This window comes from Kitasatospora sp. NPDC034035, assembly GCF_055575755.1.
In genome coordinates this window covers 41,797-61,760 of sequence record NZ_JBVISA010000023.1, presented here as the reverse complement: position 1 = coordinate 61,760, position 19,964 = coordinate 41,797, and the positions used below count along the sequence as shown (strand labels likewise).

General features: G+C 71.8%; 19 protein-coding genes. 9 read left to right on the top strand and 10 right to left on the bottom strand.

The window, feature by feature from the left end:
* Positions 1-4: 4 nt before the first annotated feature.
* From ACZ52J_RS28780 to rpmG, 4 genes are all read right to left on the bottom strand, one after another.
* Positions 5-1,651 (bottom strand): purine-cytosine permease family protein, encoded by a 1,647-nt coding sequence (locus ACZ52J_RS28780; protein ID WP_465622858.1) that lies wholly within the window; start codon positions 1,649-1,651, stop codon positions 5-7.
* A 145-nt stretch (positions 1,652-1,796) separates the two neighbouring features.
* Positions 1,797-2,531, bottom strand: coding sequence for a GntR family transcriptional regulator (locus tag ACZ52J_RS28775; RefSeq protein WP_465622856.1), 735 nt, complete (start codon positions 2,529-2,531; stop codon positions 1,797-1,799).
* 283 nt (positions 2,532-2,814) lie between these two features.
* Positions 2,815-3,066 carry a type B 50S ribosomal protein L31 gene (locus ACZ52J_RS28770; protein WP_465622854.1) on the bottom strand — a complete coding sequence of 84 codons (252 nt, stop codon included), beginning with the start codon at positions 3,064-3,066 and terminating at the stop codon, positions 2,815-2,817.
* A gap of 32 nt (positions 3,067-3,098) precedes the next feature.
* Positions 3,099-3,263: a 50S ribosomal protein L33 gene (rpmG, locus tag ACZ52J_RS28765; RefSeq protein WP_465622852.1), complete on the bottom strand. Its 165-nt coding sequence runs from the start codon at positions 3,261-3,263 to the stop codon at positions 3,099-3,101.
* Positions 3,264-3,418: 155 nt separating this feature from the next.
* On the opposite strand from rpmG, the gene rpmB reads away from it, so the two are divergent.
* The 8 genes from rpmB to ACZ52J_RS28725 all read left to right on the top strand — a co-directional run bounded on the left by rpmB (position 3,419) and on the right by ACZ52J_RS28725 (position 11,045).
* Positions 3,419-3,655 (top strand): 50S ribosomal protein L28, encoded by a 237-nt coding sequence (gene rpmB, locus ACZ52J_RS28760; protein WP_360501693.1) that lies wholly within the window; start codon positions 3,419-3,421, stop codon positions 3,653-3,655.
* Positions 3,655-3,960: a 30S ribosomal protein S14 gene (gene rpsN, locus ACZ52J_RS28755; protein ID WP_465622850.1), complete on the top strand. Its 306-nt coding sequence runs from the start codon at positions 3,655-3,657 to the stop codon at positions 3,958-3,960. Before rpmB ends, rpsN begins: the two co-directional genes overlap by 1 nt.
* A 5-nt stretch (positions 3,961-3,965) precedes the next feature.
* Entirely contained in the window at positions 3,966-5,129 is a 1,164-nt protein-coding gene (locus ACZ52J_RS28750; protein ID WP_465622848.1) for a CobW family GTP-binding protein, read from the top strand.
* An 18-nt stretch (positions 5,130-5,147) separates the two neighbouring features.
* Positions 5,148-5,390, top strand: a complete 243-nt coding sequence (rpsR, locus tag ACZ52J_RS28745) for a 30S ribosomal protein S18 (protein ID WP_465622846.1) — start codon at positions 5,148-5,150, stop codon at positions 5,388-5,390.
* Positions 5,391-5,401: 11 nt separating this feature from the next.
* The gene (gene rpmF, locus ACZ52J_RS28740) at positions 5,402-5,566 is read left to right on the top strand and encodes a 50S ribosomal protein L32 (protein ID WP_396530468.1); all 165 of its coding nucleotides are present in this window, start codon (positions 5,402-5,404) and stop codon (positions 5,564-5,566) included.
* A 412-nt stretch (positions 5,567-5,978) separates the two neighbouring features.
* Entirely contained in the window at positions 5,979-7,982 is a 2,004-nt protein-coding gene (locus ACZ52J_RS28735) for an AAA family ATPase (protein WP_465622844.1), read from the top strand.
* A 122-nt stretch (positions 7,983-8,104) separates the two neighbouring features.
* A complete protein-coding gene (locus ACZ52J_RS28730) occupies positions 8,105-9,586 on the top strand; it encodes an MFS transporter (RefSeq protein ID WP_465622842.1) in 1,482 nt (493 codons plus the stop codon).
* Between the two features lie 94 nt (positions 9,587-9,680).
* Positions 9,681-11,045, top strand: coding sequence for a carotenoid oxygenase family protein (locus ACZ52J_RS28725; RefSeq protein ID WP_465622840.1), 1,365 nt, complete (start codon positions 9,681-9,683; stop codon positions 11,043-11,045).
* A gap of 154 nt (positions 11,046-11,199) precedes the next feature.
* Here ACZ52J_RS28725 and ACZ52J_RS28720 read toward each other — a convergent pair whose 3' ends face one another.
* Together ACZ52J_RS28720 and ACZ52J_RS28715 are read right to left on the bottom strand one after the other, a co-directional pair.
* The gene (locus ACZ52J_RS28720) at positions 11,200-12,087 is read right to left on the bottom strand and encodes an oxygenase MpaB family protein (RefSeq protein ID WP_465622838.1); all 888 of its coding nucleotides are present in this window, start codon (positions 12,085-12,087) and stop codon (positions 11,200-11,202) included.
* A 189-nt stretch (positions 12,088-12,276) separates the two neighbouring features.
* Positions 12,277-13,470 carry a Gfo/Idh/MocA family protein gene (locus tag ACZ52J_RS28715; protein ID WP_465622836.1) on the bottom strand — a complete coding sequence of 398 codons (1,194 nt, stop codon included), beginning with the start codon at positions 13,468-13,470 and terminating at the stop codon, positions 12,277-12,279.
* Positions 13,471-13,605: 135 nt separating this feature from the next.
* Between ACZ52J_RS28715 and ACZ52J_RS28710 the strand changes: the two genes are divergently transcribed.
* On the top strand, positions 13,606-14,436 hold the full coding sequence (locus ACZ52J_RS28710) for a helix-turn-helix domain-containing protein (protein ID WP_360501677.1): 831 nt from the start codon (positions 13,606-13,608) through the stop codon (positions 14,434-14,436).
* A 79-nt stretch (positions 14,437-14,515) separates the two neighbouring features.
* On the opposite strand, the gene ACZ52J_RS28705 is transcribed toward ACZ52J_RS28710, so the two are convergent.
* The 4 genes from ACZ52J_RS28705 to ACZ52J_RS28690 form a co-directional block, all read right to left on the bottom strand.
* Entirely contained in the window at positions 14,516-16,168 is a 1,653-nt protein-coding gene (locus tag ACZ52J_RS28705) for a glycoside hydrolase family 27 protein (protein ID WP_465622833.1), read from the bottom strand.
* A gap of 68 nt (positions 16,169-16,236) precedes the next feature.
* Positions 16,237-17,982 carry a cellulase family glycosylhydrolase gene (locus ACZ52J_RS28700; protein WP_465622832.1) on the bottom strand — a complete coding sequence of 582 codons (1,746 nt, stop codon included), beginning with the start codon at positions 17,980-17,982 and terminating at the stop codon, positions 16,237-16,239.
* Between the two features lie 48 nt (positions 17,983-18,030).
* Complete coding sequence (locus ACZ52J_RS28695) at positions 18,031-19,542, bottom strand: glycoside hydrolase family 43 protein (RefSeq protein WP_465622830.1); 1,512 nt, start codon at positions 19,540-19,542, stop codon at positions 18,031-18,033.
* Between the two features lie 157 nt (positions 19,543-19,699).
* Entirely contained in the window at positions 19,700-19,957 is a 258-nt protein-coding gene (locus ACZ52J_RS28690; protein ID WP_465622829.1) for a hypothetical protein, read from the bottom strand.
* Between the last annotated feature and the right edge of the window lie 7 nt (positions 19,958-19,964).

Sequence of the window (19,964 nt, the reverse complement as noted above, 5' to 3'; positions counted from 1 at the left end):
GGGGTCATGCGGCGGGCAGGACGTGGTCGCCGACCTTGTCGGTGCTCAGGCACAGGGAGCAGATCGCCGCGTCGTGGGTGGCGCAGGCGGCCAGATCGGGTCGTTCGTAGGGCTGGCGGCAGACGTGGCAGTCGAGGGTGACCGCGCTGGGGTTGCCGTCGGTATCCAGAAGCGGCTCGTCGATGCCGTCGTCGGTGCGGCGCAGGTAGTACTTGCCCTTGGTGACGACGGCCATCAGGGGCGTGAGGACGAAGGCGATGACGGCGGCGGCGACGGGGGAGTAGGGCTGGAGGGTGTCGCCGAGCGCGTGGAAGTACATGCCGATGGACAGGCCCGAGGCCGCGACGAAGGCGACCACGCCGACCGGGTTGACCGCGTGCAGCATGCCCCGGCGGAACTCCGGCTGGAGCGGGGAGATCTTGAGCAGGTACTTGTTGATGCCGATGTCGGTGGCCACGGTGACGACCCAGGCGATGGCGCAGTTCGAGTAGAAGCCCAGGATGCTGTTGAGGAAGCTGAACATGTCGGCTTCCATCAGGGCGAGCGAGAAGCCGAGGTTGACCAGGACGAAGACCATGCGGCCCGGGTAGTGCCTGGTGACGCGGGTGAAGGAGTTCGTCCAGGCGAGGGAGCCGGAGTAGGCGTTCGTCACGTTGATCTTGATCTGGCTGATGACGACCAGGGCGAGGGCGAGCGGGACCACCATCCAGGACGGCATCATCACGTCGAACGCGGCGCGGAACTGCTGGATCGGCTCGGTCGCGACGGACGGTCCGACCTTGGCGAGGATGTAGACGGCGAGGAAGACGCCGATGGCCTGCTTCAGCGCGCCGAGCACGACCCAGCCCGGGCCGGCCATGACCACGGCGGTCCACCACGTGCGCTTGTTGGCCTCGGTCTTGGGCGGCATGAAGCGCAGGTAGTCGATCTGCTCGCCGATCTGCGCGATGAGGGACAGGCACACGCCCGCGCCGAGCAGCACCGACGCGGTGTTGATGCCGCCGCCGTCGCCGTCCGTACCGGCGTAGCCGAGGAAGCGGTCGACCGTGCCGGGGTCCTGGGCGATCAGGTAGACGAGCGGGGCGACCATCAGCAGCAGCCAGACCGGGGTGGTCCACACCTGGAGCTTGCTGAGCGCCTTCATGCCGTAGATCACCAGGGGGAACACGATCAGCGTGGAGACCAGGTAGCCCAGCCACAGGGGGAGTTGGAGGCCCAGCTTCAGCCCCTGGGCCATGATCGAGCCTTCGAGGGCGAAGAAGATGAAGGTGAAGCTGGCGAAGATGACGCTGGTGAGGACCGAGCCGTAGTAGCCGAAACCGGAGCCGCGGGTGATGAGGTCGAGGTCGATGTTGTAGCGGGCGCCGTAGTAGGCGAGGGGGATGCCGGTGACGAAGATGACCACGGCCGCGACGGCGATCGCAACCAGCGCGTTGCCGGTGCCGTGGGCGAGGCCGATGCCGGCGCCGATCGAGAAGTCGGCCATGTAGGCGATGCCGCCGAGTGCCGTGGTGGCCACGACCATGGGGGTCCAGCGACGGTAGCTGCGGGGCGCGAAACGGAGGGTGTAGTCCTCCAGCGTCTCCTTGGTCGCCTGGCTCGTCGGGGAGTGCGGTGTTGTCACCGGCTGCGGTGACTCGGTGGCGGTCATGGCATGCCCTTCGGGGGTGCGGGCCGGTGGGGGAGGGAGGGAAGGAGAGCGGTGGGCACCTCGGATGGCGTCGTCGACAGCCGGGGAATCGGGGCCGGGCGTTGCCCGCGGCGTTACCCGCGGGTTCGGGAGCGGCCGGCCTGCTTCAGAGACGGTCGGCGTGCAGGGCCATCTGCGTCATCGCGCGCTGGGCGCGTTGCAGCACCACGGCCATCGAGTCGCCGACGTGGGCGTGCAGGGCCCGGTAGCCCTCGTCGAGCCGTCCGTCCCGGACGAACTCCATGATCTCGATGTGTTCCGTGATGGTCGTCTCCACCCGGTCCTGGGTGAGGAAGTCGTACAAGCGGACGCTGCGGATGCGCTCGCTGACCGTCACGAGGGCGTCGGTCAGCGCGGGATTGCCCGCAGCGCGGGAGAGTTCGGCATGGAAGCGCTCGTCCTGGACGACGAAGCGTGGGTCACGCTCGGGTGGGTTCTCGCGCAGGGCGTACCAGCGTTCCAACTCGGCCGCGATGACAGCCGGGTCGTGCCGGACCGAGGGGTCCTCGATCACCCGGGCGATGCCGCGCAGTTCCAGGGTGACCCGGAGTTCGTAGAAGTCCTTCAGCTGGGTCAGGTTGGGGATCGTGACGTAGAAGCCGCCGTCACCACGCTCGATCAGACCGTCCGCCAGCAGCCTTGCCAATGCCTCGCGTACGGGGGTCCGCGACACCCCGAACCGTACGGCCAGCCGCGTCTCGGCCAGCCGCTCGCGCGGGCCGAACTCGCCGTCCAGCACGGCCGTGCGCAACTGCGCGTAGGCCGCCTCGCGGAGTGAGGGCGGGGGCACCGGACCCGGATCCAGCACCGTGTCCGGCTGCGTATACAGCTTCGAATCCATGAGTGGATACGCTAGAAATCGCTTGTTTCCCGGAGGGTCCACACGTCGTGAACGCATCGTTTCCAAGATCTCACCGCGGGCCGCAGGTGGATTGCTCCGAGGCTGCGAGAACTCGCGGAGGCGGGGTGGGGTGGGGCTGCCGCCGGCCGATTCGGAATGCCGGCATCGACCAGCCCTGAGGCACGAGCCGAGGGGCTGACGCGCTGCCGCGTCAGCCCCCCGCCCCTGACGGTGGTGGTCTGCGTCGGGGCTTCACAACTGCCTTCCTCGGCGAGTCGTCCGATCAGCCCTGGGTCGTGCCGTAGCGGCGTCGGAAGCGTTCGACCCGGCCGGCGGTGTCCAGTACGCGGGTCTGGCCGGTGTAGAAGGGGTGGCTGGCGGAGGAGATCTCGACGTCGATGACGGGGTAGGTGTTGCCGTCCTCCCATTCGACGGTCTGGGTGCTGGTGGCGGTGGAGCGGGTGAGGAAGGCGAGACCGCCGACCTTGTCGCGGAAGACGACAGGGCGGTACTCGGGGTGGATTCCGGGCTTCATGGGCGTAGTCCTCCGTGGTGGTGTGGGCGTGGTCAGCGCTCTTCGCGGAAGTCGACGTGCCGCTTGGCGACGGGGTCGTACTTGCGCAGGACGAGGCGGTCGGGGTCGTTCCGGCGGTTCTTGCGGGTGACGTACGTGTAGCCGGTGCCGGCGGTGGAGCGGAGCTTGGTGATCGGGCGCAGTTCGTTGCGGGCCATGGATGTCCCCTCGGTCGGTGTGGTGGTGGCCCCACTATAGCGAAATGAAATCCATTTTCATCTGGCGTAGTGTGGGGCGGGCATCCCGGGGCTGCACGCCGGTCCCGGGGCGTGACCATTTGCCTGCCCGCACGATGAGCAACGGAGCCGTCACCATGTCCGCTCACTGCCAACTGACCGGCCGCGAGCCGTCCTTCGGCAACGCGATCTCGCACTCGCACCGGCGAACCCGCCGCCGCTTCGACCCCAACATCCAGCGCAAGCGTTACTGGCTGCCCAGCGAGGGCCGGCACGTCCGTCTCACGCTCAGCGCCAAGGGCCTGAAGACCGTCGACGTGATCGGTATCGAGGCCGCCGTCGCCCGCATCCGCGCCCGAGGGGGGAAAGTCTGATGGCCAAACAGAGCAAGATCGCCAAGAACGAGCAGCGGCGTGCGGCCGTTGCCCGGTACGCCGAGCGCCGCGCCGAGTTGAAGCGCACCATCGCCCACCCGGCCGCCACCGCCGAGGAACGCGCCGCCGCCCAGCGGGAGCTGGGCCGCCAGCCGCGCGACGCCAGCGCCACCCGGATCCGCAACCGCGACGCCGTGGACGGCCGCCCCCGCGGCTACCAGCGCGCCTTCGGCCTCTCCCGGATCAACCTGCGCACCATGGCCCACGCCGGACAGCTGCCGGGCGTGCGCAAGTCGAGCTGGTGAGCGCCGTGCCCGAACACCTCAGGCTCCCCGTCGTGGTGGTGGCAGGCCTGCACCGCGCCGAACGCCGCCGTGCCGTCCAGGAGTTGCTGGACGGCAGCGTCAACGGCGTCGTCCTCCACCACGACCTGCGCGACGCCTCGCGTCGTACGGTCCACCGTGAACTCCGTGACGCCTCCGGCGCTATCGCGACGGCGGACGTCCCGCTGAGCAACGACTGCGCCTGCTGCGCGCTGCGCGAGGACCTGCTGCCCGAGCTGCTGCGCGTGGCCGAGGACGGGCAGCACGGGCTGGCAGTCGTGGAGCTGTGGGGCGGCAGCGACCCGCACCCGGCGGTCGAGGTGATCGCGGGCGGCGAGGTGGACGGCCAGTCGGCGGAGGAGTTCATCGAACTGGCGGGCGTGGTGGTCGCGGTCGACCCGGACCGGCTGCTCGGCGAACTCTCCGTCCCCGACGACCTGGCCGAGCACGGCGAGCACACGTCGCCGGACGACACCCGCACTCGGGCCGAGGCGCTCGCCCACCAGATCGAGTACGCCACGACCATCGCGGTCGCCCGTGGTGGCGAGACCGGCCTCGCGATGCTGCGCCAGCTGCACCCGACCGCCCGGCGGGTGCTGCTCGGCACCGGTGAACTGCTGCGTGCCGCGCTCGGCGGCTTCGACGTGGCAGCCGCCCGCGACCGCGTGAACCCGGCGCTTGCCCTGCTGCCGCAGCAGGCCGATGACGCGGGCGTGGCAACCCTGGTCTGGGAGCGCCGCCGCCCGCTGCACCCGGGCCGGCTGTACGAGGCGCTGGAGCTGCTCGTCCCGGCCGCCCAGCGCAGCCGTGGACGGTTCTGGCTGGCCAACCGGCCTGGGTCGATGCTGGCCTGGGACGCCGCCGGTGCGAACCTCGCGGTCGAGGAGTGCGGTCCGTGGCTGGCCGGACTTCCCGACGCCGCCTGGGAGTTCTACCCGCCGGCCCGCAGGGCCGCCGCCGCCCTCGACTGGCATCCCGCGCACGGCGACCGCGTCCAGCAACTCGTCTTCATCGCCGAGGGCTTGGACGTCGACGGGATCACCGAACTGCTCGACTCCTGCCTGCTCACCGACGCCGAACTGATGGCGGGGGAGACCGGCTGGAGGGCCCTGCCCGACGCCTTCGAGGACCTGCTCGAACCCGTGTCCTGACCAGAGAGAAGACTCGTAATGGCCAAGCGCCCCACCGGCGGACGTCCGGCCCGTCCACGTCCCAGCCCGCTGTTCGAGGCGGGCATCACCTACATCGACTACAAGGACACCAACCTGCTGCGCAGGTTCGTCTCCGACCGCGGCAAGATCCGCAGCCGCCGGGTCACCCGGCTGACCGTCCAGCAGCAGCGGGCGATGGCCCGGGCGATCAAGAGCGCCCGAGAGACGGCCCTGCTGCCCTACGCCTCCACCACCCGATAGGAGCAGGTCCCATGGCCGTACCCAAGCGCAAGACGTCCCGCAGCAACACCCGCCACCGCCGGTCGCAGTGGAAGGCTGCGGCCCCGCAGCTCGTCCCGATCGCCATCGAGGGCCGTGAACACCTGGTGCCGCGCAACCTGGTCAAGGCTTACGAGCGAGGGCTGCTGAAGCCGTGAGAGCAGGAGGAGCCGCAGTGCGAGCACTGCGGCTCCTCCTGGAGGCGGTGATGGCGACGCCGGGGTGTTGAAGTTGCTGGTGTCGGAGCTCGGGAGGCGGTACCGCAGCGGGTTGTTGCTGTCGCGCCACTGCCATGACGTGACTGACGGGTCGCCGGCCCGCTCAGGGTGTCGTTCGCAGCCCTTACTCCGCCGGCGGGCGGCTCGCAGGTGGGCGCAGCCAAGGAGGCCGCCGGTCGGACAGTTCTGCCTGACCGCCCTTCAGGGCACCGGCGTCGCCGATCCGAGCTTCCCGAACGCGGCCGCCGGCCCCCTCGGGCGGGCGCCGTGCGGCACGAGCCGCAACAGTGCAAGTCCTACGATTGCGCCGGGTGGGTGGCGTGAAGCCAGTCAGACAGCGAGGGGAACCGACGTGGCGTCAGTGCGGGAGCGGCTCAGCCGGGAGCGGAAGCGGGCCTTCATCGGCCGCGAGGAGGAACTCCGGCGGTTCGAGGAGGCGTTGGCCGGGGACGGGCAGGCGCCGTTCGCGTTCTACGTTCACGGGCCCGGGGGGATCGGCAAGTCGGCACTGCTGCGCTGCCTGGCGGACCGGGCGGGGGCCGCCGGGCGGGGATTGCTGGAGATGGACGGACGCTTCGTCAGCCGGGATCCGGCCGACTTCGAGCGGGCGGCCGCGTCCTTCCTGGAGGTCCCCGGGACGGTGCTGTTCGTGGACACCTTCGAGGACTGCCAGTGGCTGGAGAGCTGGCTGTGGCAGCAGTTCCTGCCCCGGGCCGCGGACGACGCGCTGGTCGTGCTGGCCGGCCGGCTCGCTCCGCAGCCGCAGTGGGCCGCCGACCCGGCCTGGCAGGGGCTGCTGAGCGTCCGTGAGCTGGGGCCGTTCACCGAGGAGCAGGCGCGCAGCCTGCTGGCCGCGGCGGAGGTCCGGCCCGAGGTGCGGGAGCGGGTGATCGGGTTCGCCAGCGGCAACCCGTTGGCGCTGGCGCTGGCCGCGGCCACCGGAACGGTCGGGTGGGACCGGGTAGAGGCCTGGGAGCCCTCGGCCGACCTGCTGCGGACCCTGCTGAGCGGCCTGATCGGGGACGTGCCGACGGCGGCGCACCGCCGGGCGCTGGAAGTGGTGGCCCAGGCGCACTCGACCTCGGAGGAGCTGCTCGCGGCGGTGCTGCCCGAGGAGGACACCCACCTGCTGTTCGGCTGGCTGCGCGAGCTGCCGTTCATGGAGGCCACGCCGCAGGGCCTCTACCCGCACGACGCGGCCCGCGAGACGCTCGCCGCCGACCTGCGCTGGCGGGCGCCCAACGCGTTCGTGGCGATCCGTCAGCGCCTGGCGGAGGAGTACCTGCGCCAGCTGCGGGAGGCGCCGGAGGAGGCGGTGCGCGGCGTCACCAACGAGCTCTTCTACATGTTCCGGGGCATCAAGGCCGATTCGCCGCGGCTGCACTCGTGGTCGCGCGAGGACGAGGTGCACGAGCGCGCGCTGCAGCCCGGCGACATCGACGCCGTGCTGCGGATGGCCGAGGTGACCGAGGGCGCGGCCTCGGCGGAGCTGGTCCGGTACTGGATCGAGCGCCAGCCGCAGGCCTTCGCCGTCTACCGGCTGGTCGGCTCCGGTGTGCCGGTCGCGTTCACGGCCCGGTTGGTGCTGGCGGCGCCGCCGGACCCGGTGGACCTGGCCACCGATCCCGTGGTCGCGGCCGCCTGGGAGTACACCCAGGCGGGAAACGCGGTGCGGCCCGGTGAGCACATCGGGATGACCCGGTTCTCGGTCTACCCGGAGCGGTACCAGATCCCCTCGCGGGTCATCGACCTGAGCAACTCCCGCTCGCACGCCGAGGCCGCCCGGGCCCGTGGCCGCGCGCACGGCTTCGTCGTCTACCAGGACGCCGAAGCCTGGGCCGAGCGGTTCCGGGGCATCATGCACGACACCGGTGCCCGGCCCCGGGTCGGTGACCACAGCTACGGGCTGTTCTGCGTGGACTGGCGCCAGGTGCCGGTGGAGACCTGGCTGCGCCACCTGATCTCGGCCACCGACGTGCCGGCCCCGTCCGGGCCGTCGGGCTTCTCGCGGTCCGCGTTCGACCAGGCCGTGCGCGAGGCCCTCGCGCACTGGCGCGACCCGGCCGCCTTCGCGGTCGGCGTGCTGACCCGCACCCGCCTCACCGCCGACTTCACCGACCCCGCCGGTGAGCTGCGCGCGCTGCTGCGCCAGGCCGTCGACGAGCTTGCCGCCGACCCGCGAGGGGTGCGTGCCCGCGAGGCCCTGACGGCCGGCTACTTCTCCGGCGCGCCGACCCAGGAGGCGGCGGCCCGCCGCCTCGGCCTGCCGTACGGAACCTACCGGCGCCACCTGCGCCAGGGCCTGGACCTGCTGTGCGAGGCCCTGTGGCAGCAGGAGTTGCACGGGGCCCGCTGACCGACGTCCCGCCCGGGCCCGCACCGGGCCCGGGCGGAGTGGACAGCTGCGGACAGCAGTGGACAGTCCCCGCCCCGTCCGGGCCTGGAGAGTGGACAGCGATCCGCCCGAGGCTGTGCGTCATGAACCTCCAGCGCACCCAGCCGGGTCCACTCCGGCCCGCCGCCCGGCCCGCCGCCGTCCTCACGGTGCTCGCCGCGGCCCAGTTCACGGTCATGCTCGCCACCTCGGTCGTCAACGTGGCGCTGCCGCAGATCCGTGCCGGAGTCGGCCTGTCGGACTCCGGTACCACCTGGGTGGTCAACGCCTACGGGCTGGCCTTCGGGGCGCTGCTGCCGGCGGGCGGCCGGGCCGGGGACCTGCTCGGCCGCCGCCGGGTACTGACCGTGGGCCTGGCGCTGTTCGCGGCCGCCTCGCTGGCCGCCGGCGCGGCGTCCGCCCCCGGGGTGCTGATCGCGGCCCGGGTGGCCCAGGGTCTGGGCGCCGCCGCCATCGCCCCGGCCGCGCTGGCCCTGGCCGTGGACCTGTACCCACCGGGTCCCGGGCGCGGCCGGGTGCTCGCGGTGTGGGGCGCGGTCTCCGGCGCGGGCGGGGCGGGCGGCGTCCTGCTGGGCGGAGCCCTGACCCAGCTCTGGGGCTGGCCCTGGATCTTCGGCACGGTCGGGCTCGGAGCGGCGCTGGTGCTGCTCGCCGTACCGGCCCTGGGCCCGCACCAGCCCGGCCGTGCGGCCGGCCGGTTCGACCTGCTGGGCACCACCACCGTCACCCTCGCCCTGGCCTGCCTGGTCTGGGGGCTGACCACCGCGCGCGGCACCGGCTGGACCGACGGCCGGGTGCTCGGCGCCCTCGGCGCGGCCGTCGTCCTGGCCGCGGCCTTCGCCGCCGTCGAGCGCCGCCGGCCGAACGCGCTGATCCCGCCGCGGCTGCTGCGCACCGGCCGGGTGGCGGCGGGGAACCTGCTGATGGCCCTGCTGGGGTCGGTGTGGATCGCCCTGTTCTTCTTCCTGCCGCTCTACCAGCAGCAGGTGCTCGGCTCCGGCCCGCTGGCCACCGGGGCCGGCCAACTCCCGCTCGCCGCGGCCAACATGCTCGGGTCCGGCCTCGCCCCGCGGCTGGCCCGCCGGATCGGCGCCACCGCGACCGTGACGCTGGCGCTGCTCACCGAGGCGGCCGGTCTGCTGTGGCTGGCCGGGATCCGGGCCGACGGGAGCTACCTGGCCGACGTCCTGGGCCCGAGCGTGCTCGTCGGCCTCGGTCTGAGCGTCGCCTTCGTCCAGCTGACCTCGTTCGCCGTGGAGGGCCTGCCGGCACAGGACGCGGGCCTGGCCGGTGGGCTGGTGAACACCACCCGCCAGGTCGGCGGCGCGATCGGCCTGGCCGCGCTGGCCACCCTGGCCGGCTCGGTCACCGCCCATGCCCACGGGCCGCACGCGGTGGCGCTGACCGCCGGCTATCGGGCCGCCTTCGCCGCCTCGGCCGCCGTGCTGGCCGCGACCGCCCTGCTCGCGGCAGTACTCGGCCGGTGCACCCGCCAACGGGCCGGTGACACCGCCACCCGGCCGGCCGCCGACCGGCGGACCGGACGGGCCGTCCGGGCCACCTGAGCCCCCGACCACCCACTGAGCCCCGGCTCCCCGCCCCTCCTGCTCGCTCCGTCACATCCCCGCACCGCCACACCGACCGGAAGGCATTCCTGACATGACCGCCGACAAGCCCTACCTGACCGGCCACTTCACCCCCGTCGCGGAGGAGGCCACCGCCTTCGGACTGACCGTGGAGGGCACCCTGCCCCCGGAGCTGACCGGCCGGCTGCTGCGCAACGGTCACAACCCGAAGCCCGGTGTCACCCCCACCCACTGGTTCAAGGGCAGCGGCATGGTGCACGGCATCCAGCTGCGGGAGGGCCGGGCCGAGTGGTACCGCAACCGCTGGGTGCACACCCCGGCCCTCGACGGCGCGCCCTACATGACCGACCGAGGCCCCGACCTGACCGCCAGCGCCGCCGGCACCCACGTGATCGAGCACGCCGGCCGACTGCTCGCGCTCTGCGAGGCGAACCTGCCCTTCGAACTCACCCGCGAGCTGGAGACGGTCGGCGCCTTCGACTTCGGCGGCAAGCTGCGCACCGCGATGACCGCGCACCCCAAGGAGGACCCGGTGACGGGCGAGCTGCACTTCTTCGGGTCCTCGCCGTTCCCGCCGTACCTGGTGCACTACGTCGCCGACGCCAAGGGCGAGATCGTGCACAGCGCCGAGGTCCCCGGGGCGAGCGCCGCGCTCAAGCACGACTTCGCCATCACCCGCCACCACGTGGTCTTCATCGAGGGCAACGTCACCTTCGACCCCGCCGAGCACTCGGGTATCCCCTACGGGTGGAGCGACACCCAGCCCGCCCGGATCGGCGTGATGCCGCGCGGCGGCGACGGGGCCCGGCAGGTCCGCTGGTTCTCCATCGAACCGGGCAACGTGCTGCACGTCGCCAACGCCTACGAGGACGGCCGGGGCCGGATCGTGCTGGAGGGCCCGACCGTGGACCGCGAGGGCTTCGACCTCTCCTGGAACTGGTGGACCGGGCGGCCCGGGCGCGGCACCGAGCCGGTCGCCCGCTCCTACTCCCGCCGCTGGCTGGTCGACCTGGCCGCCGGCACCGTCGACGAGCAGATCATCGACGACCTGCCGGTGGAGTTCCCGACCCTCAACGAGGAGTTCCTGGGCGCCGAGAACCGCTACCAGTACGCCGTCTCCTTCCCCGACGAGAAGGGCTTCGGCAGCTACGGCGTGGTCAAGTACGACCGCACCACCGGTGCCCGGCGCATCCACCAGGTCGGCGACGCCCGGATGCCCAGCGAGGCGGTCTACGTCCCCGCCGCCGGGGCCACCCGGGAGGACGACGGCTACCTGCTCACCGTGGTCTCCGACCTCAAGCAGGACGCCTCGCAGCTACTGGTGCTCGACGCGGGCAGCCTGGACCGGATCGCCACCGTGCACCTGCCGCACCGAGTGGGCGCCGGACTGCACGGCTCCTGGATCCCCGACGGCCCGCAGGACGGTGCGGTCGACTGACCCTGCGAGCGCCGTAGGGCAGGCAGCCTGGGGCGGGTAGCGAAAGAGGGCGGGGGCCGGCGTCACGTCGGCCCCCGCCCTCTTTGAGCCTGACGCCGAACACTGCTGTTCGGGCCCCGCCGTTCCCGGGGCCGGGCCGGGCCGGCGGGAGGCGTCATGACGGCTGCTCGCGCAGTCGTCGGGCGGAGGGCACGGCCGTCCTCCCGAGCCGCTCGACGGCCTGGCTGAGATAGGGGGCGGGGAAGTCGAGCCGCTTGCGCGCGGGAAGCAGCGAGGCCGTCGAACGGGCGGTGCGAAGGGTGGCGGCTGCCACGGTGGCGGGCAGGCCCCGGCGTCCGTACAGCTCGTGAGCCCAGGCCGGCAGCAGCGTGTACCCGAGTTGGGAGGCCGCCGTCCACAGTGGTCGCAGCGGCCGCCATCGTCCGGGCAGTGGCGGCCGGTTGACGAAGCGGTGGATCAGCAGGGCCTCGGGGGAAGCGGCCAGGACCGGCCGGATGCCGGTCAGGTAGTCCTCCAGTTCGCCGACCGAGCCGGGGGCGTCACCGGCCGCCAGCCCGACCAGGGCCGCGACGTGACGCTGCTCGTCCACGTAGCGGTCCGCCTGCGGGCTCGTCAGCCGCATGCCGCCGTGCCGCACGGCGTGCAGGTTCGATCTGACCAGTGCGCAGTGCACCCAGAGCAGCAGGTCGGGGGCGTCCAGCCGGTACTGCGCGCCGCTGTGCGGATCGTGGATGCGCAGGCGCTCGTGCACGGCGCGCACCCGGGCGCCGGCCTGCTCGGCCTGTGCCCGGCTGCCCCAGGTGGTCGCCACGATGAACGAACCCGTCCCCACCAGGCGGCCGAAGGGATCGTCCTCGAACGAGGAGTTCTGGGCTATGCCGAGAGCCGCGATCGGGTGCAGCGCCTGCAGGTGGAGGGCGCTGATCCCGCCGATCCACATCGCCGGGTCGGCGTGCAGGTGCCAGGTCACCGAGGACGGGCCGAACAGGCCCGCTTCGGCCCGCTGCCGATCGCCGGGGCAGGGGAAGGTGTCGCTGCTCATACGGATGCCTTACCGGGTCCACGGGTCAGCCCGGTTCGTGGTCCGGCACCGGGCGGGGCCGCACGGGCGGCGGCCCCGTGAGCGGCACCGCGCACTCGGAGCAGCACGGCCGGCCGGTTCCCGGCATCAGTATCTCCCTTCCGTCGGACTGTCAGATGGTCTGTGACCGGACGGTGCAGTCGAGCGGTGTCACGCGGACCGGGGACCGTCTCCGTGGTCGGGAATGGGCAGGCGCGCTCCGGCTCGGAGGGCGGATTGGTGGGCGATGATGCCGGGGAGGGTGTAGCGGGCGGCGGTCCACGCGTGCAGCGGTGGAGGCGTTCGGGTCGTGACCGCGGTGGCGAAGTCGTCGGCGAGGAAGTGGTGACTGCCCTCGTGGCCGTTGGGTGCGTGGGCGAACTCGCGCGGGAGGCGGGAGCGATCGTGCACCGGCGCGGTGCCGGAGGCGAAGGCGCCGCGTAGTTCCGGGGCGAGGTGGGCGAGTGCCGGGTCGTCCGGTGCGAGGGTGGGTGCGGGGTCCAGGTGCGCGGTGACGTCGTGCTCGCCCTTCTTGTCCTGCCACAGGCTGATCGAGCCGAGCTGTTCGAAGACCGCTTCTGTGCCGAAGTAGCGGAAGCGCGACTCCTTGCCGATGTATCCGACCCTGCGGAACTCGTTCGTGCGGAAGCTTCCGCCGCCCGCGGCTTCGAACAGTGCGGTCGCGTTGGAGAAGTCGTTGTCGAACTGGCTGATCTCGCGGTCGAACACGCCGTCGCCGCGCTCGTCCGGAACGCCGATCGCCGAGACGCTGACGGCGTGGGTCTGCCAGGCGCCGAGGACGCCGCCGATCGAGTGGGTGGGGTAGAGCAGCGGCGGGTAGCTGGCGGTGGCCTTCCAGTTCGCACCGCCGCTGTACTTGTAGGCGTCGTAGAAGCCCCAGTCCATGTCGTGGACGTAGTCGCCCTCCGCGTAGAAGATCCGGCCGAACGCTCCCGAGGCGATCCGGGCGCGCGCGTAGACGGTCGCCGGGTGGTAGTAGCTCGTCTCGCCCATCATGTAGATCCGGCCGGACTGCTCGACCGCGGCGATGATGTCCGCGATCTCGGCCTCGGTCACGGCCATGGGGACCGCGCTGTAGACGTCCTTGCCCGCGCGCAGTGCCTGGACCGCGAGTGGGCCGTGTGTCCAGCGCTGGGTGAAGAGTGCGATGGCGTCGAGATCGGAGTCGAGCATGTCCTCGAACGAGGGGAGCGTGCCGGCGAGGTCGTATTCGGCGACGAGATGCTCGGCGCGCTCCGGGAGGAGGTCGGTGACCTTGATGTCACCGACGTTCGGGTGCAGGCGCCAGAGTTTGGCGAACGAGCCGGCGAACTGGCCGGCGCCGACGATGCCGAGTGAGAACACGTGAGATCTCCATCAGGAACGCAGGGGTGGGCGTGCGGTGTCGCCGGATGCACGGCGGTGCGAGCATCGGCGCTGCTCTACGACGATAGGATCCGAGCAACTGCGATGTCTGCACCGTTTCGAAGTGAGAACTTCTTGGATCCTCAGGGTGCCCTGGTCGACGAACCGTCGCACCTGCGCGGCTGGTCCGGACGCCCGCTGCTGATGTCGGCAGCGCACCGGCACGACGACCTCGAGATCAACTTCGTGGCCGGCGGCGGGCCGATGCTCTACCTCTACGGCGGCGAACTCCTCGAAGTGGCGGCGGGTGGCCTCGCCGTGTTCTGGGCCGCGATCCCGCACCAGCTGGTGGCGAGCCGGGCGACCAGCGTCCACTGGTTGCACGTGCCCTTCGACCGGTTCCTGGCCTGGGGGTTGCCGCAGTCGCTCCTCGCCCGGGTGCTCTCGGGCGTGCCGGTGATCGCTCCCCCGGCCCGTGCCGATGAGAGCGACCCGGCGAAGTTCACCCAGTGGGCCGCGGATCTGGCCGCGGGCGACGACGAACTGCACCGCATCGCGATGCTGGAGATCCAGGCGCGCGTGCGGCGCCTGGCGCTCGCCGCGGGCGGTGACCCGGTACACCGCTACGCGGGTGACGATCCGGCTCTGCGTCAGGCGGTGTCCATGGCGCGCCACATCGCCCGCCACTTCCGCGAGCCGATCACTGTCGGGGACGTCGCCGCGGCGGTGAACGTCCACCCGACCTACGCCATGACCCAGTTCCGCAAGGTCGTGCGCACCACGATCGGCGAGTACGTGAAGCTGTACCGGCTCGCCGAAGCGCGCCGGTTGCTGCTGACCACCGACCTCCCCGCGAGCCAGGTGGCCGCAGCCGCCGGCTTCGGCTCGGTCAGCCGTTTCTACCGGGTCTTCACCGACGAGTGCGGAACCACCCCGGCGCGGTTCCGGCGCGGGCGAGGAATCTGACACTGCCTCACCCGGCTCCACCGCCGCCGGGGCGCCCCGTCAGGGCGCCGGTTCCTCGACGAACCGGCAGGGGAACGGGCTACGGGAGCGTCGTCCACTTCTGGTTGTTCTGACCGGTGCAGGTCCACAGGATCACAGGCGTCCCGTTGACGGTTCCGGCGTGGTCGGCGTCCAGGCACAGCGCGGCGTGGACGTTGCGGATCGACCCGTCGGTCTGCACGGTCCACTTCTGGTTGTCCTGACCGTTGCAGGGCCAGATGACGACCTTCGTGCCGTCGGTGGTGCCCTGGTTGGAGGCGTCCAGGCACTTGTCGCCGTAGACGCGGATCTCGCCGCCGGCCCACGTGGTCCACAGTTGGTTGGCGGCGGTGTGGCAGTCCCAGATCAGCGCCGTCGTCCCGGCTGTCGTGGCGGCGCGGTCCACGTCCAGGCAGCGGCCGGACCCGGTTCCGCGCAGGCGGGCGGTGGTGGAGGCCAGCGGGCTGCCGCCGGTCATCTTGAACACGGCGACACTGTGCGCCGGGACGCTCGCCGAGATCTGGCCGGACGTGCTCGACGTGTCGCCGGTCCACAGGTCGGTGAGGGTGAACGGCCCTCCGGTGAGGCCGACCTGCGCGGCCGTGGCGGTGACGGTCGCGGTGCCGGTGCCCCGGTTGAACAGGCCCACGGCGACCGAACCGTCGGACAGGGGCTTGGCGAAGACCTCGAGGTCGCCGTCGTCGCGCACCCGGCGGCCGCCCGCGCCGAGCGCGTCCTGATCCACCGCCAGCAGGCGGGGGTTGCGAAGGATCGCGCTCACGTCGCCGGACATGGTCCGGATGTCGTTGCCCGCTATGAGGGGCGCCGAGAGCAGCGACCAGAGGGCGAAGTGGGAACGGGACTCGGTCAGCGACAGACCGGGGCGGCCGACCACGAGCATGTCGGCGTCGTTCCAGTGGCCAGGGCCCGACTGAGCGGCCAGCGGCGCGTCGATGTCAAGGACGTTGCCCACGCCCATCGGGTAGTTGTTGGTGTTGCCGTTCTGCCAGATGTCCAGCAGGTCCTCGGTCGTCCGCCACAGGTCCGCGACCTGACCCCAGTTGTACGAGGAGCCGGTGATGGCGTGCAGGCTGTTGGGGTTGATGCTGTAGACGATGGGACGGCCGGTGGCGCGGAGGGCGTCGCGCATGAGCGTGAACTGTGCGACCTGCTCATCCAACGTGCCACTGGAGGAGCACCAGTCGTACTTGAGGTAGTCCACGCCCCACGAGGCGAACGTGGTGGCGTCCTGGGCCTCGTGGCCCTTGCTGCCGGTGGAGCCGGAGTAGGAACCCACGGCCTGTGCGCACGTGCGCTCGTTGGGCGCCTCGTAGAGGCCGAACTTCAGGCCCTTGCTGTGGATGTAGTCCCCGAGCGCCTTCATGCCGCTGGGGAACTTGGTCGGGCCGGCCCGGAGGTTGCCCGCGCCGTCACGCTGCGGGTCGAACCAGCAGTCGTCGACGACGACGTACTGGTAGCCGGCGGCCTTCATGCCCGAGGACACCATTGCGTCGGCGGCCTGGCGGATCTGTGACTCGTTGACACCGCACCCGAAGCTGTTCCAGCTGTTCCAGCCCAGCGGCGGGGTGAGCGCAGGGCTGCCCGGTGCGGCCTGGGCGGTCGCGCCGGTGGATGCGGTGACGCACGCGGTGAGCATCAGTGCGGTGGTTGCGAGAAGACGCAGCCGCCGCCCGTGGGACCGTAGGGAGAACATGGAGGGCTCATCTCGGGAAGGCGCCCGGCCGCAGGTGGGGACCGGCAGCCGGGCGGGCGGGGGGCTGGTCAGGAGGCGGTGCCGGTCACCGTGTTGCCGGACTTGGTCACGTGGTAGGTGACGGTGGCGCCGGTCCAGTAGCGGAAGGTGAGCGTCACCGGGGCGTCGTCCTTGAGCGACTTGAGGAAGTCGGCCTTGACGGTGGTGGTGTCGGCGCCGTAGTCGGCGCGGTAGTTGTCGAACGACTGGTAGGTGGTCCAGGAGGCCGGGCCGGCGGCGGTGCCGTCGGCGTACGTGGACTCCACGTTGGCCAGCAGGGAACCGTTGAACCGGGTCGGGATGGTAAGCCCGTCGGCGGTTCCGGTGGCGTCGGACAGCACGGGCTGGTCGTACGAGCGCACGAAGAGCTTCCACGGCACGCCGTCGGAGTACCGGACCTCGAGGGTGGCGTTGACCCCGGCGGCGCGGTTGCCGGCCAGCCGGGTGAGGGCGGTCGCCGTCAGCGTGAGCTGGTCGCCGTTGAGGGTGTAGTCGCGGTACGGGATCAGCGGGGTGTTGCCCTGCCACACCCCGGTGAACCACTGTCCGTTGGGGTTCAGGGTGATGGTCCGGGCGGTGAGGGGGCCGGAGTTCGGCAGGAAGAGGTTGTCGGTGGAGGCGGTGCCCGAGCGGGTCCGCCAGGAGGTCTGGATCAGGGCCTTCATCTCGGGGACCTGCCACTGCATGGTGGAGCGGTTCAGGAAGTCGTTGGAGGCGTCCCAGACGGCGGAGGTCATGCCGTTGACCCGCGCCTCGTAGTTGACGTGCTCGAAGTACTTCAGCATCTCCCCGCGCTCGACCACGCCGGAGTAGGGGGAGGTGAGCAGGCCGTACTCGCCGAGGTAGACGGGGACGCCCTTGGCGACGAAGGTGTCGTGCACCCGGGCGAAGCCGTCGTTCAGGTCGGCCTGGGCCGTGGCGTCGTAGGTCGTGCCGTTGGCGATGTTCACGCTGAACGGGTACCAGCTGTAGTAGTGCACGGTCGCCACCAGGTTGCGGTCGTGCAGCGAGTTCATCGTCGTCGACAGGTCGTCGAGCCAGTGCTGGGCGTTGTTGGTCTCCTCCGAGGGCAGGACCAGCAGGCGGTCCTTGTTCCGCCCCCCGGAGTTGCGGACGATGCGGTGGAAGGAGGTGTTGAGCTCGCGCAGGTACTGGGTCTTCTGGGCGTCGGTCGCGTTGGAGAACTGCGGCTCGTTGATGCTCTCCATGAGCAGCGCGCGCGGCTCGTCCTTGAAGACGGTGGCGATCTGCTGCCAGGTCGAGTCGAACCGGGCCATGACGTTGTCGTGGTCGGCGGACATGTTCGCGATCCACTGCCACGAGTCGTGGTGGACGTTGATCTCGACGTAGAGGCCGTCCGCCAGCGCCCAGTCGACCACCTGCTTGACCCGGGCCATCCACGTCGCGTCGATGGTGTACGGCGCGGTGGTGGACTGGTGGGGGTACCAGGTGACGGGGATGCGGACACTGCGGAAGCCCTGCGCCTTGAGGCCGTCGAAGGTCGCTTTGGTGGTGAGCGGGTTGCCCCAGGAGGTCTCGTCGGGGAGGGCGTCGAAGGTGTTGCCGAGGTTCCAGCTGGGCTGCATCGCGGCGACCGCGGCCATCGGGTCGCTCGGGACCCAGGCCGCCCGGGCCCGGTCCTTGGCCGGCTCGGCCGGTGCGGCGACGGCTGTGCCGCCGGCGAGGCTGCCCGCGGTGACCAGCGCCACCACGAGACAGGCCGTGCGGTGGAGCCGGCGGTTGCGCGGGCGTGCGGTCTGCTGTGCGTCGTTCACGGGTGTCCCTTTCGTGTGAAACGGGGGTGGGGGAGCCCTGACGGACGATCAGGGAAGGGGGAGGGGCTCGTAGTCGAACCAGTCGAAGTGGACGGTGCCGGCCGCGGCGTACATGCCGATGACCCGGCCGGTGAAGCCGCCGGCCACTTCGGTGGACAGGTAGCGGCCGTCGAGGGTGGCGAGCACGGCGAAGCTGCCGTCCGGTTGCTCGACGCCGAAGGAGAGCAGATCGGGGCCGGTTCGCGAGCCCTGCGGCGGTGCCGGGGCGATCCCGAGGCCGAGGACCACCGGTCCTGCGGGCAGCGGATTGGCGGCCACCTCGGTGCGCAGTGGGCCGATCCGGGCGAGGACGCGCACCTGGCCGTCGCCGGCCTCGATCTCGTAGTGGTGCTGCTCGTCCAGCCGCACGGCCAGCCCGCCGCGGCCGGCGGTCGCGTCGACCAGCGTGCGGACCCGGCAGGTCAGGTGCTGCTGGCGCCGGCCGACGAACACCAGGTCGGGCTCGTCCGGGGAGGCGCCGGCGGCGTGCAGGGTCAGCCAGCCGGACCGTTCCTTGGTGGTGCAGAGCTCGGCGCGGCGCTCCCGCACCGAGATCCAGCGCGGGTGCAGCTCGGCCTGGTCGAAGTCGTCCCGGACCGCAACGCTGGGCGCGGGCTGGAGCGGCCATGCGGGCGCGGGCATCTCCGACGAGAGCGCGCCGACCACGGGCCAGCCGTCGACCCAGCTCACCGGTGCGAGGAAGGTCTCGCGGCCGAGCACGTGCCAGCCCGGTGTGCCGCCGCCCGGCCGCACGGCGAGCAGCACCATCCACCAGGAGCCGTCGGGGGCCTGCACCAGGTCGGCGTGGCCGGTGTTCTGGATCGGGTGGCTGGTGCCGCGGTGGGTCAGGATCGGGTTGGCCGGGCACGGCTCGAAGGGACCTGAGGGGGAGTCGGCGCGGGAGATGGCGACGCTGTGGCCGCGCTCGGTGCCGCCCTCGGAGATCATCAGGTACCAGTACTCGCCGATCCGGTACAGGTGCGGCGCCTCGGGGGCCAGTGCACCGGGGGTGCCGGACCAGAGCTTGCGCGGCTCGCCGGAGGTCCTTCCGGTCGCCGGGTCGATCCGGACCTGGGAGACGCCGGCGACGGTGCACCAGCAGGTGCCGTCCTCGTCCCAGGCGAGGTCCGGGTCGATGCCGGGGACATCTGGCAGCCGGAGCGGGTCGGACCAGGGGCCGGCCGGGTCGGTGGCGGTGAAGAGCATGTTGCCGCCGTCGCCGACGTTGGTGACGATCAGCCGGAAGCGGCCGTCGTGGTGGCGCAGGGTGGGCGCGAAGATACCGGCGGAGGAGGGCATGTCGCGGGGCAGGCGCAGCTGGCTCGGCCGGTCCAGGGCGTTGCCGATCTGGGTCCAGTTCACCAGGTCGCGGCTGTGGAAGACGGGGATGCCGGGGAAGTACTCGAAGCTGGAGCAGACGAGGTAGTAGTCGTCGCCGACCCGGCAGATGCTGGGATCGGGGTGGAACCCGGGGATCACGGGGTTGGTGACAGTGCTGTCCGGCTGTTGCTGGCCTGACACGTGGTCAATTCCTTTCGTGGGGATGGTTCTTCGCGAGTGGCGCCCCGGCTGTTCGGGGCGGCCGGGGCGCCACCGGTCATGCGGGCTCAGCCGATCGCGCAGGCGGCGCCGTTGAACCGGAAGGCGGAGGGATTGGCGTCACTCCCGGACCAGGTGGCTATGAAGTGGCGCGGTGGGACCGGTGGCGCAGCCGCGCCCCGATGCCGGTGTCGATGAGGTGCCGGCCCGACCAGTGGCGGCCCTGGCCCCCCGCGGTCACCTCCACCAGGGGCAGCGGCGCGCCGGGACGCGGAGCGCCGATGGGCCGGCAGGGCGGGCCGATGTGGACCAGGCGGGCGGTGCCGTCCTCGCCGAGGGCGATCTCCACGCTCAGGGCCTGGTGGCCCCAGCGGATCGTCTGGCGCTCTTCGGACATGGTGGTC